The sequence below is a fragment of the Segatella copri genome, from assembly GCF_026015465.1.
GTDB classification, from domain to species: domain Bacteria; phylum Bacteroidota; class Bacteroidia; order Bacteroidales; family Bacteroidaceae; genus Prevotella; species Prevotella copri_E.
In genome coordinates this window covers 128225-143096 of record NZ_JAPDUQ010000002.1, presented here as the reverse complement: position 1 = coordinate 143096, position 14872 = coordinate 128225, and the positions used below count along the sequence as shown (strand labels likewise).

Here is a 14872-nt window from a genome sequence, read left to right as displayed (position 1 = left end):
GTTTTCTATGGACATTCTCCTAAACAAAAATATCCAAGGGGCAGCAAACCGATGAGTTTGCTGCCTTTTTTGTTGCCAAGAAAAACTCTCATTTACTTATTTTGGGTTGCCAACAAGTCTTATTTTACTTATTTCTAGGTAATTTAGTAAAATTCCTCCCTAAACATTTCCTTTTGTCATTTTATTTTCGTAACTTTGGGGGCAGAAATAAAAAATAATTAAAATGCATTTTAAATGGAATTACGAATCACCAACACCTGAACAGCAAAAAGCAGCTGAAGAATTAGGCGCCAAGCTAAATATGAGCCCAGTTCTTGCCCATTTGCTCATCAAGCGCGAGATTACGACAGAGTCTGCAGCCAAACGGTTCTTCCGTCCACAACTCTCAGATCTCATCAATCCATTCCTGATGAAAGACATGGATATTGCCGTAGACCGCCTGAACGATGCTATGGGTAGAAAGGAACGTATCCTTGTTTATGGAGACTATGACGTAGACGGATGCACCGCCGTTGCCCTGGTGTACAAATTCTTGCAGCAATTCTATTCAAACATCGACTACTACATTCCCGACCGCTACGACGAAGGTTACGGAGTGAGTAAGAAAGGAATTGATTTTGCTCATCAGACTGGTGTAAAACTGATTATTATTCTAGACTGCGGAATCAAGGCTATTCAGGAGATAGAATATGCCAAGAGTCTGGGAATAGACTTCATCATCTGCGACCATCACGTTCCTGACGATGTGATGCCACCTGCTGTGGCCATACTCAATCCGAAACGTCCTGACGATCCATTCCCATTCAAGCATCTCTGCGGATGCGGTGTAGGATTCAAGTTTATGCAGGCTTTTGCCAAGAACAACAACATTCCGTTCTCCAGGCTCATTCCTCTGCTCGACTTCTGCGCCGTGAGTATTGCTGCCGACATTGTGCCGGTGGTAGATGAGAACAGAATACTCGCCTTCCATGGTCTTAAGTTGCTAAATACCAACCCAAGTATCGGTCTGAAATCCATCATCGACATCTGCGGACTGAACGGACGCGAGCTCTCTATGAGCGATATTGTGTTCAAGATTGGTCCCCGCATCAATGCTTCAGGCAGAATGGAGAACGGCAAGCTGAGCGTAGATCTGCTGGTAGAAAGAGACTATTCCTCAGCCCTGCGCATGGCCAGACACATCAATGAATACAATGAGCAGCGCAAAGATATAGACAAGCAGATGACTGAAGAAGCCAACGGCATCGTATCGCGTCTGGAAAGCATGAAACACAATTCCAGCATCGTGCTCTATGATGAAGGCTGGAAAAAGGGAGTCATTGGCATTGTTGCTTCCCGACTCACCGAAATCTACTTCCGCCCTACCATTGTTCTGACCCGGGATGGTGATATGGCTACAGGTTCAGCACGTAGCGTAACGGGATTTGACATCTACTCAGCCATCAAGAGTTGCCGCGACCTCCTGCTCAATTTCGGTGGTCATACCTATGCTGCCGGACTTACCTTGAAGTGGGATAAGGTTAGAGAGTTCAGAGACAGGTTCCAGCATTATGTGGAAGAACATATTTCGCCTCAACAGACAGAACCGATGCTCAACATAGATGCTGAAATTGACTTTAAAGACATTACCAAGCATCTGCAGGCCGACTTGAAGCGCTTCTCTCCTTTCGGTCCATGTAACCAGAAACCTATTTTCTGCACCAACCGGGTATATGATTATGGTACCAGCAAGGTGGTGGGCAGAGAACAGGAACACATCAAGTTGGAACTGGTAGACTCAAAATCGAGCACGGTCTTAAACGGCATCGCTTTCGGTCAGAGTGCAGCTGCCCGCTACATCAAGAGTAAGCGAAGTTTCGACATAGCCTTCACCATAGAAGAGAATATTTTTAAGAAAAACCAAGTTCAACTTCAGATAGAAGACATCCGTCCAAACGAAGGATGAGGTACTTAGCCCTATGCATGGATTAGGCACTGAGTACTCGGATTACACGGATTTGTAGAGCAAATCCGTCTGGACGCGCAAAAGCATCGAAATCTGCAAGGGCAAAAGTTTCAAAAAATGGCAGATAAATATCAAGAAATACTACGTACATATTGGGGGTATCCTGACTTTCGCGGCATACAACGAGACATCATCGAAAGTATAGCCCGAGGTGAGGATACCCTCGGTCTTATGCCTACAGGTGGCGGTAAATCCATCACCTTCCAGGTTCCAGCCCTTGCCCAAAAGGGCGTCTGCATTGTGGTAACTCCACTCATTGCGCTGATGAAGGATCAGGTACAGCATCTCAAAGCCCGCAACATCCTGGCTGAAGCCATCTACACAGGATTGTCGCGCCAAGAGATTCTCCGAATATTGGAAAATTGTATTTTCGGTGAAATCAAGTTTCTGTATGTTTCACCAGAACGTCTTTCTTCAGAATTGTTCCAAACTAAACTGCGCCACATTCCGGTGAGTTTCATCACGGTAGATGAAGCTCACTGCATCAGCCAGTGGGGTTACGATTTCCGCCCGTCTTATCTCGAAATTGCAAAAATAAGAGATATGAAGCCCGGTGTACCAGTCCTTGCTCTTACGGCTACGGCCACTCCCGATGTAGTAGAAGATATCCAGAACCAGCTTCACTTCAAGAAGCAAAACGTATTTAAAATGAGTTTTGCCCGCAAGAATCTTGCCTATGTAGTGCGCACCACCAACGACAAGTTGACCGAAATGGTTCATATCCTACAGTGTACCCAAGGCTCAGCAATCATTTACGCGAGAAGCCGAAAACGAACCAAGGAGATGGCAGAACTTCTGAACAAACAAGGTATTTCTGCTACATTTTACCATGCCGGACTGGATTCCGACGTGAAGGATATCCGACAGAAAAACTGGCAAAATGAAGAGATAAGGGTAATGGTAGCAACCAATGCTTTCGGCATGGGAATAGACAAGTCAGATGTGAGAATGGTAATTCATATAGATTGTCCAGACTCACTGGAAGCCTATTTTCAAGAGGCGGGACGAGGCGGAAGAGACGGCGAAAAAGCTTATGCTGTGCTGCTCTACAACCAGAGTGATGAAAACAAACTCATGAAACGCATAGACGAAACCTTCCCAGACAAAGAATTCATCAAAGACGTATACGAGCATCTTGCTTACTTTTTCCAGGTGGCAGTTGGAAGCGGAACGGGACAGACTTTCATGTTCGAGATAGAGAAGTTCTGCTTCACCTACAAGTACTTCCCTACTCGCGTAGACTCGGCTCTGCGCATTCTGGAGCGCTCAGGCTATATCCACTACGAGGACAATCCTGACGGAAAAGCAAGAATCAGATTTAACATCAGCCGAAATGATCTCTATCTGCTAGAGAATGTTTCGGAGAAGGAAGAGTCTGTTATTACGGGGCTTCTGCGTAATTACGGCGGTCTGTTTACCGACTATGTTTACATTGATGAGTCGCTGATAGAGCGTGTAAGCGAACTAAACCGTCAGCAGGTATACATGATTCTGAAAAATCTGAGTGCCCGCCACATCATCGACTTCATTCCCCGCCGCAAGACACCTTATATCAGCTACACGCGTCCTAGGGAAGATGGTTTCAGAGTTATCATCCCTGAGGAGGTATGGGAAGTACGCAAGAAACAGTTTACTGCCCACATCAAGAGCATTATCAGTTATGCAAAGAACGACAGCATCTGCCGTTCGCGCCAGCTTCTGAGTTATTTTGGCGAAAAAACGAAAATGAAGGACGACTGCGGGATATGTGATGTCTGCATAGACCACAAAATACCCCAGAAGCAAACCATTATATCAGAAATTCTAGACTTGCTGAAAGACGGAAAGCCACATGACATTACAGAATTAAACCAACTGAAATATGATTCAGAAGATATGGCTGCAGTTCTTGAAGAAATGGTTGCAGAGAATATGTTTTATGTCGAGGGAGACAAAATCGTTCATGACCCATAAATGAAATAGCAGAAAGGTGTATCATAAGTTATACTTTATGAGCCCGCTCCCATATGAAATCACTAAAGCCCCTTATAAACAGAAAAAAGGGAACGACACCTCTCGGGCCATTCCCTTTTCAACATTATGTACGAGAAAAAAATTAGTTATTCTCAGGGCGAAGTTTACGAACTGTAACACCAGCCTGCCACATTTCCTTGTTGCGCATAGCCTCGAGTTCAGCGTTCAACTTCTCGCGGTAATCAGCCTGAGAGTTCTTGTCGATAGAAATCTGAGCCTCGTTACCTGTCTTTACAGAGTAGTACAACCACTCCATTACAGGCTTGATAGCCTCACGGAAACGAGGAGCCCAGTCAAGAGCACCACGCTGAGCTGTTGTTGAACAGTTAGCATACATCCAATCCATACCCTTAGCACCGAAGAGAGGGCCAAGGCTCTGTGTGAGCTCCTCAACAGTCTCGTTGAAAGCCTCAGATGGTGAGTGACCATTCTCGCGGAGCACGTCATACTGTGCCTCCAACAATCCCTCAATTGCACCCATCAATGAGCCACGCTCACCTGTGAGGTCAGAAGTAGCCTCACGCTGGAATGTTGTCTTGAACAAATAACCGGCACCGATACCGATACCGAAGGCAATAGTCTTCTCCTCTGCCTTGCCAGATGCATCCTGGTATACAGCGTAAGAGCAGTTCAAACCACGACCCTCGCAGAACATAGTGCGGAGAGAAGTACCAGAACCCTTAGGAGCAACCATGATTACATCAATATCCTTAGGTGGAACAACGCCTGTTCGGTCGCTCCAGTTGATAGCGAAACCATGTGAATAATACAAAGTCTTACCTGCTGTGAGGTGTGGCTTAATCTTTGGCCAGCATGCAATCTGACCGGCATCAGAAAGCAACATACAGATGATAGTACCCTTTTCAGCAGCTTCCTCGATAGAGAACAATGTCTTACCAGGAACCCAACCATCCTTCAGACACTTCTCGTAGGTCTTACCCTGACGCTGTCCGACGATGACGTTGAAACCATTATCGCGAAGGTTACAAGCCTGACCAGGACCCTGGATACCATAACCGATAACTGCGATTGTTTCGTTCTTCAATACTTCACGTGCTTTCTCCAATGAAAATTCATGACTGGTGACAACAGTTTCCATTACGCCACCGAAATTCATTTCTGCCATATTTTTTTATTTTTTTGTGCGGCTTGCCGTTTGTGGAGCCGCGGGTTATACTTGTCCATACGGATGCGAGCTGTATTCTTATCCAAAGAGAGCCTGTTTGATCCGTCCACCCCCTATCCAAGAAGGCGGCTCTGGGTTTATTTTTATTTTCTGAGTGCAAAGGTAAGCAAATAAAATGAAACTACCAAATTTTTCTTTCAATTTTTAATAAATTTAGCCTTACTTCTTACAACTTCCACCTCATTTGCGTCATTTTTGCCGTTTTTTGTTATCTTTATGCAGTATTCTTGCATTTTTTCTGCCTCACTTGTTTCTTCCAAATAGAAATGAAGTTGGTCTCCCTGGTGACTTTCTGCTACGTAAGCTATCTCAAATCTTTGCAAAAAGTGATTTTTGTAATAATCCAGATCAAAGAGGTCGAGGATATGTTCGATGTATTTCACCGAGTTGATGTGCCCGTTAACATCTACATCATGATAATAGGTGTCAATGGTTCTCACCAGCTTGGCATTCTTGCCCATTTTCACTCTCGAACTTGCCTGGATAGGACAAGGTTTTTCTGAATCAATATATTCCTTGATGAGCCCGTCGTGAATTTCAAAAATATCAACAGGCTGTCGGGTCTCCGTATCAATCATTGCCCACACGCTCTTGCCGTAACCGTAAACCTTGGCTTCTGATGATGATGTCTTGCCGCAGATTTTGAAATCTCGGGATGTGAAATATTTCATGGCACTCTCGCACCAGGTTTCTACCACAAAGCGGTCGTAAGACTTAGGCATCTCTGTCATCTCAATGGCCAGTCGGCTGAGAACCCATGTTTTGTGTCGGGGCATGAGGTAGTTCATACCGAACCCGCGGTCATTGCTGTGAAAATCGGCAGCATTGAGTAGATGATTTCCGAGATGCCCCATAAAGAGGTGGCTGCTGAAATCGCAGTGGAAAGGCTCAGATAGGAATTCGTAACGCCCTACCTTATCTAATATTTTCTGTTCCATAATATCTGTCTCGTCCTTTTATCTTGTTGTTTGTCTTGTTGTTTTAAACCGAAAAAGCCCCCTGCTCCGCTAGTTTGAAGCCAGGGGAACAAAGGGCATCAAAATATGAAAGAAATCTAATCTTCTGAATTCTGCTTGAGATAATCAGAGATGGGTTCGTCAAAACTTCTCGTAACAGCGATTCTGCCGCTTCGGGTATACTGAAGGAGGCAGTTGTAGCTGTTGAGCTGCTGGAAGAGGTCGGCGATGTCTTCGGTAAGTCCTGCCAGAAGCACGGTGCTGTAGGTAGGATTCACCTCCATCATGCGGGCATCATGCTTGCGGATGGTGCGCGAAACCTCTGGATTTTCTAGCAATACCGGAGTGGAAATCTTGAAGAGAGCCACTTCATGGATGAAGATTTGGTCGTCGGTGTAGTAATCGCTCTTCACCACGTCAATCTTCTTCTCTATTGCCTTGTTGATTTTCTCAATCTGCTCTTCATCACTCCAAACCGTGATGGTATACTTGTGTATATTCTTGATACTGCTGGCCGAAACATTCAAGCTCTCGATATTTACCTGTCTGCGAGTAAACACGGCAGTAATCTGATTCAGAATACCGGCAATGTTTTCTGAGTAAACAAGCAATGTATATAATTTCTTTTCGTTGTTATTCTCCATTTTTCCAAATTTTAAAATAATCGGTTACTTTTCGGAGTTTTTCCTTTTTGGAGGATGCTTCCTCATGAAGGAATTTACACCTTATTATATATAGCCGAAAGCTTTTAATAATTCAACTCGAGTTGCATCTCATCTACACTCTTGCCCGGCAGCGTCATCGGAACGATGTCTTCATTCTCCTTGATGGCGCACTCCAACAGGTAAGGACCCTTGGTGCTGATCATCTTCTCCACCTTAGCCTGAAGGTCCTTGCGGTCTATTACCACATCGTATGGTATGCCGTAGGCCTTGGTAATCTCTGCATAATGAGGATTCATCATGTGGGTGAAGGAGTGACGGCCGCCGAACATCAGGTCTTGCCACTGGCGAACGTTGCCCAAATAGTTGTTGTTCAGCAGAATCATCTTTACCGGTGCCTGCTGCTCCATGATGGTGCCTAGTTCCTGGATGTTCATCTGGAAACCGCCGTCGCCGAAGAAACAGCAGATGGTGCGGTCGGGAGCTCCGAAGGTGGCACCGATGGCTGCCGGAAGGCCGAAGCCCATGGTTCCGAAACCACCACTGGTTACGATGCTCAGCTTCTTGGTAAACTTGAAGTAGCGGCTACTGATCATCTGGTTCTGACCTACGTCGTTTACGAGAACTGCTTCATTATGAGTAGCTTCCGTTACCACGTTGGTCACCTCGCCCATAAGCAGCGGTCCCTCTGTAGGGTGGATATCCTTCTCTATTACCTTTTCCTGTTCCTGCTGGCGGTATTCCTCGAAGGAATCTCTCCACTCGCGGTGAACATTCTTGTTCAGCAGACGGGTAATGGCTGGCAGACTCTGCTTGCAGTCGCCCACAACAGCCACATCGGTCTTGATAACCTTATCAATCTCAGCCTTGTCAATGTCCAGGTGAATAATCTTGGCCTGGGGAGCATACTTAGAAGGCACGCCTGTGATACGGTCGCTGAAACGCATACCGATGGCGATGAGCACATCACACTCCTGGGTTTTCATGTTGGTAGCATAAGAACCGTGCATGCCGAGCATACCCATGTTGAGCGGGTGGTTGCTAGGCAGGGCAGAAAGGCCGAGCAGGGTTCTGCCGGCAGGGATATCTGCCTTCTCGAGGAATTCGATGAGTTCATTATGTGCACCGCCAAGCTCTACTCCATGACCCACGAGGGCGAATGGTTTCTTGGCATTGTTGATGAGTTCGGCAGCTTCAGCCACCGCCTTTTCATCTATCGTAGGATAAGGGTTGTAAGATGTAACCTTCTCACATTTCACTGGTTCCCACTCGCATGTAGCCACCTGCGCATTCTTTGTAAAGTCGAGCACCACAGGTCCCGGACGTCCGCTGCGGGCGATGTAGAAAGCACGGCTCACAGCCCATGCCACATCCTCGGCACGGCGTATCTGGTAAGACCACTTGGAGATTGGCTGGGTAACACCCACGAGGTCTACCTCCTGGAAGGCATCGGTACCCAGGGCACCTACGCCTACCTGTCCGGCGATGACTACGATTGGTGTAGAATCCATCATGGCATCAGCGATGCCGGTCAATGTATTAGTAGCTCCAGGACCACTAGTGACAAGAGCGACGCCCACTTCGCCGCTGACTCGGGCATAACCCTGTGCAGCGTGAGCAGCAGCCTGCTCGTGACGTACCAAGATGTGGTCAAACATCTTCTTTTCACCTCTCGTGTAACCGTACAGTGCATCAAACACTGGCATGATGCTGCCGCCCGGATATCCGAAGATGGTTTTAACATCCTCGTTTTTCAGGGAGCGCATCAGTGCTTCGGCTCCTGTTATTACTTCTTTTGCCATTTATATGTTATTATTCTGAATAATTCAAAAACTTTTCTTTTCTCAAAGACTCTAAAAACTGTCTTTTCAAAGACTCTCGAAGATTAGTCGATGATTCTCACACCGCCCTTATCTGCCGAACTTACGCTCTTGGCATAAGCGCGCAGTGCCTTGCTAACCACGCGGTTGCGCTTCAGTGGCTGCTGTGGGCGTGCTGCGAGTTCCTCGTCAGAGAGCTTCACATTGATGGAGCGACTAGGGATATCAATGACGATGATGTCGCCATCCTTAATCTTGCCGATGTTACCACCTGCTGCAGCCTCAGGACTGATGTGACCGATGCTCAAGCCTGATGTACCGCCTGAGAAGCGGCCGTCGGTGATGAGGGCACATTCCTTGCCCAGGTGACGGCTCTTGATGTAAGAGGTTGGGTAGAGCATCTCCTGCATGCCAGGGCCACCCTTCGGACCCTCGTGGGTGATAACTACGCAGTCGCCTGAGTTAACCTTGCCGCCAAGGATGCCTTCGCATGCATCTTCCTGAGAATCAAAGCATACGGCCGTACCCTCAAAATGCCAAAGCACTGGGTCTACGCCGGCTGTCTTTACTACGCAACCGTTCTGGGCGATGTTGCCGAAGAGCACTGCCAGACCGCCATCCTTGGTGTAGGCATGCTCAAGGTCGCGGATACAACCCTCAGCACGATCGGTGTCAAGACTCTCCCACTGAGCGTCCTGGCTACCCATCTGGGTAGAGAACTTTCTGCCCGGTGCTGAGTGGTAGATTCTGTCAGCCTCGGCATCAATCTCTGTGCCGGTAATGTCGTATTTCTTCATCTGCTCATCGAGTGTCTTGCCGTCAACACGCTTTACGGCGCTGTTGATCAGACCGCCCTTGTTCAGCTCGTTCAGGATACCGAGGATACCACCTGCGCGGTTGCACTCCTGTACACTGTATTTCTGGGTGTTAGGGCTCAACTTGCAGAGGCAAGGCACCTTGCGGCTCAACTGGTCGATATCTTCCATCTTGAAGTCTGCGCCAGCTTCCTGAGCTACTGCCAGCAAGTGGAGCACGGTGTTGGTGCTTCCGCCCATGGCGATGTCCAGGGTCATGGCGTTGAGGAATGCGTCGCGGGTAGCTATATTGCGTGGCAATACGCTCTCGTCGCCGTCCTCATAATATGCATAAGCGTTCTTAACTATCTGGCGTGCTGCATCTTTAAAAAGTTGGATACGGTTTTTGTGGGTAGCAAGAATGGTTCCGTTGCCTGGCAAACTCAGACCGATGGCCTCGGTGAGTGAGTTCATTGAGTTGGCGGTAAACATACCTGAGCAGCTACCGCAACCTGGGCAGGCGCACTGCTCAATCTGCGTCATCTCCTCGTCAGAAACGCTTGTATCAGCACCCTTAATCATAGCTGTAATCAAGTCGGCGTTCTCACCCTTCCAGCGTCCGGCTTCCATAGGTCCACCTGAGCAGAACACGGTAGGAATGTTCAGTCGCATAGATGCCATGAGCATACCTGGAGTTACCTTGTCGCAGTTTGAGATGCAAATCATGGCGTCGGCTTTGTGAGCATTGACCATGTATTCTACAGAGTCGGCAATGATGTCACGGCTTGGGAGGGAATAGAGCATTCCGTCGTGTCCCATTGCGATACCGTCGTCAACGGCAATGGTATTGAATTCGGCTGCGTAGCACCCCATAGCTTCGATTTCCTTCTTGACGATCTGACCGATTTCATGAAGATGGGTATGACCTGGCACAAACTGAGTAAAGCTGTTCACGATAGCAATGATTGGTTTACCAAACTGCTCGTGTTTCATACCTGCAGCTACCCAGAGTGCTCGGGCACCTGCCATTCTTCTACCTTCAGTGCAGACGCTACTTCTTAATGGATGTTTCATATCTTTTTTCTTTTATTTCCTTGCTTAAAAGGGCTCTTTCGAACCCATTTGTTATAATTTGCCTGCAAAGATACAGAGAATTTATGTAATAGCCAACTAATTTCGTATAAAATTTCAGAAAACTTCGTTTTTTTGTTAGAAAAACAAATAAAATGCTTACAATTTATCACGATAGATACTCATTTCTGCTGATTTTGTGCAAAAAAACAAGAAAGAGCTTATTAACCACACTGAACTCTTATCTTATTAAGATTACCTGACGAAAAAGTATAAAGCGAGGCGGCCAGACATGTAAGAAAGGTAAGAAGAAAAAAAATCCTCCTAAACCGAAGTTTAGGAGGACCTGGTCACAAGACCAAATATCTGAAACTACTTATTTATTCAGCTGCATTGTTATCATTAAATGTAGCAACACGGTTGAACTCAACCTGCTTGAAGAGCTTGTCAGTAGCACCCATACCCTTAGCCTGCAGACGATTTGCGCTAATCTTGTAAGTCTTAACGAGAATGTTCTTTACAGCATTGGCACGAGCCTCAGAAAGTTTCTGGTTAAGTTCCTTAGAACCCTCTGGAGATGCATAACCCTTAATTTCAACCTTAGCATCTGGATGATTCTTCATATACTGAGCAATCATCTCGATGTTTGGCATCTGGCTACGCTCTACTTTTGACTTACCTACAGTAAACAATACTGTTGGCTGCAAATTGGTAGCAGTAGCTGGCTTTACATACTTAGGAGCCTTCTGGCACTCATTGAGCGCATTCTGGAGATCCTTGATCTGCTTGTCCTTAGCTGCGAGTTCAGAATCCTTGCTATTCAAGTCGTTGCGGAGGTTGTTGATCTGACCATTCAAACCATCAATCTCGTTCTGGTCGCGTGGAGTTACGATAGTGAAGTTGTGAGAGTTGTTAGAACCCTTGAACTTGTAGTTAACACCCACCTTAACCTGGAAAGCAGACTTGTTAACATCAAACTGGCAACCATTGCAAGCACTCTTGTTGTCGTGAAGGAACCAATTCATAGATGGCTCTACATATACCTGCCAAGCCTTGTTTGCGCCAAGGTTGAATGCGAAGTCAACACCTGCGTTAGCTGTGAGGGCATTGAGGTTGCCATTATGAAGGTTGAAAGAGTGGTAACCGCCGATGCCTGCCAATGGGATGATTTCGAATTTACGTGGCTCACCCTTGTAACCCAAGAAGAGGTTTGTTGCATTGATAGTACCGATGAACTTACCGCTTGCACCACGAACCAAAGTCTTATGTGTAAAAGGCAGGTTGCGGTTACGAGCATAGAGGTCAGCCTCTACAGCAGCACCCCAAACTGGAGTAAACCACTTTCCGAGACGTACACCTACTGAAGGATTTACGTTCTTGAACCATGCATTGTGAGTAGTCTTTGTAGCAGCTCCAACGTTTACACCAAGATACCAATTGTCAAAGAACTTGCTCTCCTGTGTAGTCTGAGCAGATGCAGATACTGCCATTACGGCAGCAGCAAACATTAATACTAACTTTTTCATTTTCTCTCTAAAATTTGATTTTATATAAATTACTTAAAACTTCATTTTCAGGGTGCAAAATAATAAAAAAAATTATTAACTACCAAATTTTTGGCCATATTTTATGCTGTAAAATATAAAAAATGGAGAAAAAGAACATTTTAATATCCTATTTCTCCATTCTATTTTACTCAAAATGAATAATCTGAGCCATTATTGGTTCTATCCGTTTCTATCAGAAAACATCTTCTGAAGAAAGCTAAAGTTCGAAAACCTGAGCGCTTCTGCCTGCGATGGTTACCTGCTTGTTGCCCAAGCCAAAAACCGAGAGTTTCAGCGTGCGAGGCAAGGCATTCACCACTTTAAGCCAGGTTTTGCCCGATTTAGAATCCTTCACCACACTGGTGCCCACATATTTCTTCAGCGCATCCGGCAGACTGAGCACGGATGAGATGTAGAGGTCACCGGCATGCTGACCGAACATCTTCTGCATCTTGTAGCTCTCGCTCGCGCGTACATTATTATTATCAAAGTAAATCATGTCCGGCTGCCAGTTGCTGTATCCGTCCTTACACAAGAGAGGAGCATAGGATGTCATTTCTACCACATCGCCGTTGCGCTCTACATTGCAGAGGTGGATGCCCTCAGCCAGCGCATTGTCTACCGCATTGGCACCGCGAGATGCATATTCGCCCAGATAAACCTTAGGAGCCTTGCGGTCGTAATGGTCGTAATAATCCTGATGGTTCAGGAACCAGCCCGGCTGCTCATAATAATGCTCGTCTACGGCATCAATCCAGCGCTTGTTTTCGCGGGCAATCTTCCAACCCTCAATATAATCGGAAGACGGGAAGTGGAACGGACCTACGGTACCCACCACCTCTATCTGAGGATACTTCTGCTTCACTGCCTTGCAGATCATCAGGTAGCGCTGCTCGAAATCGGTAGAGATAAGGTCTTCGTTGCCGATGCCTATCATCTTGAGGTTGAACGGAGCCGGATGCCCCGCATCGGCTCTCATCTTAGCCCACTTAGAGGTGGCAGGGTCGCCATTCGCCCATTCTATCAGGTCTAGCACGTCCTGAATATACTGCGGCATCTCGCTCATCGGGATTCCGCCCTGCTGACCAGCCACTCCGCGCTCATCTGCCACAGAGTTCTGACAAGGAACACCTGCCGCCAATACAGGCAGCGGCTCGGCTCCCATATCCTCGCACCACTGGAAATACTCATAGAAACCCAGCTGGCGGGTCTGATGGTATCCCCAGATGTTGTAGGCTGGCTTGCGATCTTTCTGCGGACCCACGCTCTCCTTCCAGTGATAAATGTTCTTGAGCCCCTGACCGTGGAGCATGCAGCCGCCCGGGAAGCGCACGAAGCGAGGCTTCAGGTCGGCAATGGCCTCGGCAAGGTCTTTACGCAGTCCATGCCCCTTGTAAGTATCTTGTGGTTTGAGACTTACCAAATCTACCGCCACTTTCTGCTCGCCCTTAGGCAAGATGGCGAACCGGATGTTCTTGCCCAGTTTGCCTTCCTTGGTGATGGCTTCGCTGGCGAGTTCGCCCTCATATTTATCGATAACGATGAGCTGCGCCTTATATTCCTTCCAGTCAGTTCCCTGCACCTTAATCTTGGCCTGGCATACCGGCAATCCCTCCTGGTTTACGAGCGCCAGGGTGAGATCTTTCTTCTTGGCATCGAAGCAGCGGGCGTGCAGGCTCACCTCGTAGATGGCCGGCTGATGCTTACCCTCCTTGCCCTCAACGGCAGCTCCGCGACGTATGGCGATGCCGTCCCAACCTATATTATAAATAGGTGTGGCGCCCAGAACGGCATAATGGGGATTGTTCTGGCTCACCCCGTTTTCGGTGGCGATGCCCTCTTTCTCTACCCCCACCCATGCCGTGGTGGCATTCCACTGGTGGCGGTGGTCTTCCTTGTTATACTCAAAGTCGCCGTTCTGCAACATTTCTGCAGAGAGTCCTCCGTCGGCAGCGTGGCTGATGTCTTCGAAGAAGATACCCATCAGCTTGTTGGAGATGCGGTGGGATTTCTGTGGATTGATGCTGAGGTTGGCAGGGATTTCCGAATCTTTCGGCAGGTCGATGTGGTTGTCCTCGGCATAAGCTGCGAGGTCGGCATCGGTCTTCGGCATCGGCTGGGCGTTGAGTTTTGCCTCTTCAGAGAGGGCGTGGAACCAGGAGCGAATGTAGTTGAGATGTACGGCCGGCACCTCGAAATCGCAGCCCTGGAAGAGTTTTCCGCCTATGGTTGCGGTGTCGCGCTGCCAGAGTATCTCATCAGCTGAAGCCTCCAGCGTATCTTCCTTGAAGGTACGGAAATCGTTGCTTGCCTGTACATATCGCTTGCCTTTGGATGTCTTGAGATAGATGTCGAAGTTGCCGTCATCCATCTGATAGGCAGCCACATCCTTCACGCCCTTTTCGCGGATGATGGGATAATCCTGCGGGCGCCAGATGATGAGATCTTCTGAATAGGCTACGGCAAACTGCGGTGCATGCTGGTTCACGCTCCAGAGTGCGCGCCATGTGCCGTCGTTGGCTTTTACCACGAAGGGGTTATACATCTTCTTTTCAGCTCCCCACGGACCGTAGTCGCTGGCGCAAAGCTGTCCTACATCCACCCAACGCTCATCGTCGGTGAAATAAGCCAGATGCAACCCCTGGTTGGGTGCTGGCGAATAGATGAATATCTGGCAGATGGAATCCTTGCCCTGTATGGTGTATGCAGGGGCATCCTTGTCTATTTGCTTCTGCATCTGCTGCCTGCTGACAGCCTGACTGGCACTGGCAGCTGCCACGAGCAGCGCTGATGTAAATATGTACTTTAATTTTATCAT

Annotated in this window: 9 protein-coding genes; 2 read left to right on the top strand and 7 right to left on the bottom strand. The window is 47.5% G+C overall.

All coding sequences use genetic code 11. The features are described 5' to 3' along the window. Positions 1-223 precede the first annotated feature (223 nt). Both recJ and ONT08_RS07430 read left to right on the top strand, forming a co-directional pair. Positions 224-1945: a single-stranded-DNA-specific exonuclease RecJ gene (recJ, locus tag ONT08_RS07435; RefSeq protein WP_006847382.1), complete on the top strand. Its 1722-nt coding sequence runs from the start codon at positions 224-226 to the stop codon at positions 1943-1945. A 117-nt stretch (positions 1946-2062) separates the two neighbouring features. After that, complete coding sequence (locus tag ONT08_RS07430; RefSeq protein WP_264959630.1) at positions 2063-3958, top strand: RecQ family ATP-dependent DNA helicase; 1896 nt, start codon at positions 2063-2065, stop codon at positions 3956-3958. Positions 3959-4100: 142 nt separating this feature from the next. Here the strand turns inward: ONT08_RS07430 and ilvC are convergent, their stop codons facing one another. The 7 genes from ilvC to ONT08_RS07395 all read right to left on the bottom strand — a co-directional run bounded on the left by ilvC (position 4101) and on the right by ONT08_RS07395 (position 14872). Beyond that, positions 4101-5144, bottom strand: a complete 1044-nt coding sequence (gene ilvC / locus ONT08_RS07425; protein ID WP_089543564.1) for a ketol-acid reductoisomerase — start codon at positions 5142-5144, stop codon at positions 4101-4103. 197 nt (positions 5145-5341) lie between these two features. Then, the gene (locus tag ONT08_RS07420) at positions 5342-6142 is read right to left on the bottom strand and encodes an acyl-[acyl-carrier-protein] thioesterase (protein WP_117587124.1); all 801 of its coding nucleotides are present in this window, start codon (positions 6140-6142) and stop codon (positions 5342-5344) included. A 116-nt stretch (positions 6143-6258) separates the two neighbouring features. After that, complete coding sequence (gene ilvN / locus ONT08_RS07415) at positions 6259-6804, bottom strand: acetolactate synthase small subunit (RefSeq protein ID WP_006847378.1); 546 nt, start codon at positions 6802-6804, stop codon at positions 6259-6261. A 104-nt stretch (positions 6805-6908) separates the two neighbouring features. Continuing rightward, a complete protein-coding gene (gene ilvB, locus ONT08_RS07410) occupies positions 6909-8624 on the bottom strand; it encodes a biosynthetic-type acetolactate synthase large subunit (protein WP_264959629.1) in 1716 nt (571 codons plus the stop codon). Positions 8625-8707: 83 nt separating this feature from the next. Beyond that, a complete protein-coding gene (gene ilvD / locus ONT08_RS07405; protein ID WP_264959628.1) occupies positions 8708-10510 on the bottom strand; it encodes a dihydroxy-acid dehydratase in 1803 nt (600 codons plus the stop codon). A gap of 377 nt (positions 10511-10887) precedes the next feature. Continuing rightward, positions 10888-12033, bottom strand: coding sequence for an OmpA family protein (locus tag ONT08_RS07400; protein ID WP_119235801.1), 1146 nt, complete (start codon positions 12031-12033; stop codon positions 10888-10890). 238 nt (positions 12034-12271) lie between these two features. Continuing rightward, the gene (locus ONT08_RS07395) at positions 12272-14872 is read right to left on the bottom strand and encodes an alpha-L-arabinofuranosidase C-terminal domain-containing protein (RefSeq protein ID WP_254972487.1); all 2601 of its coding nucleotides are present in this window, start codon (positions 14870-14872) and stop codon (positions 12272-12274) included.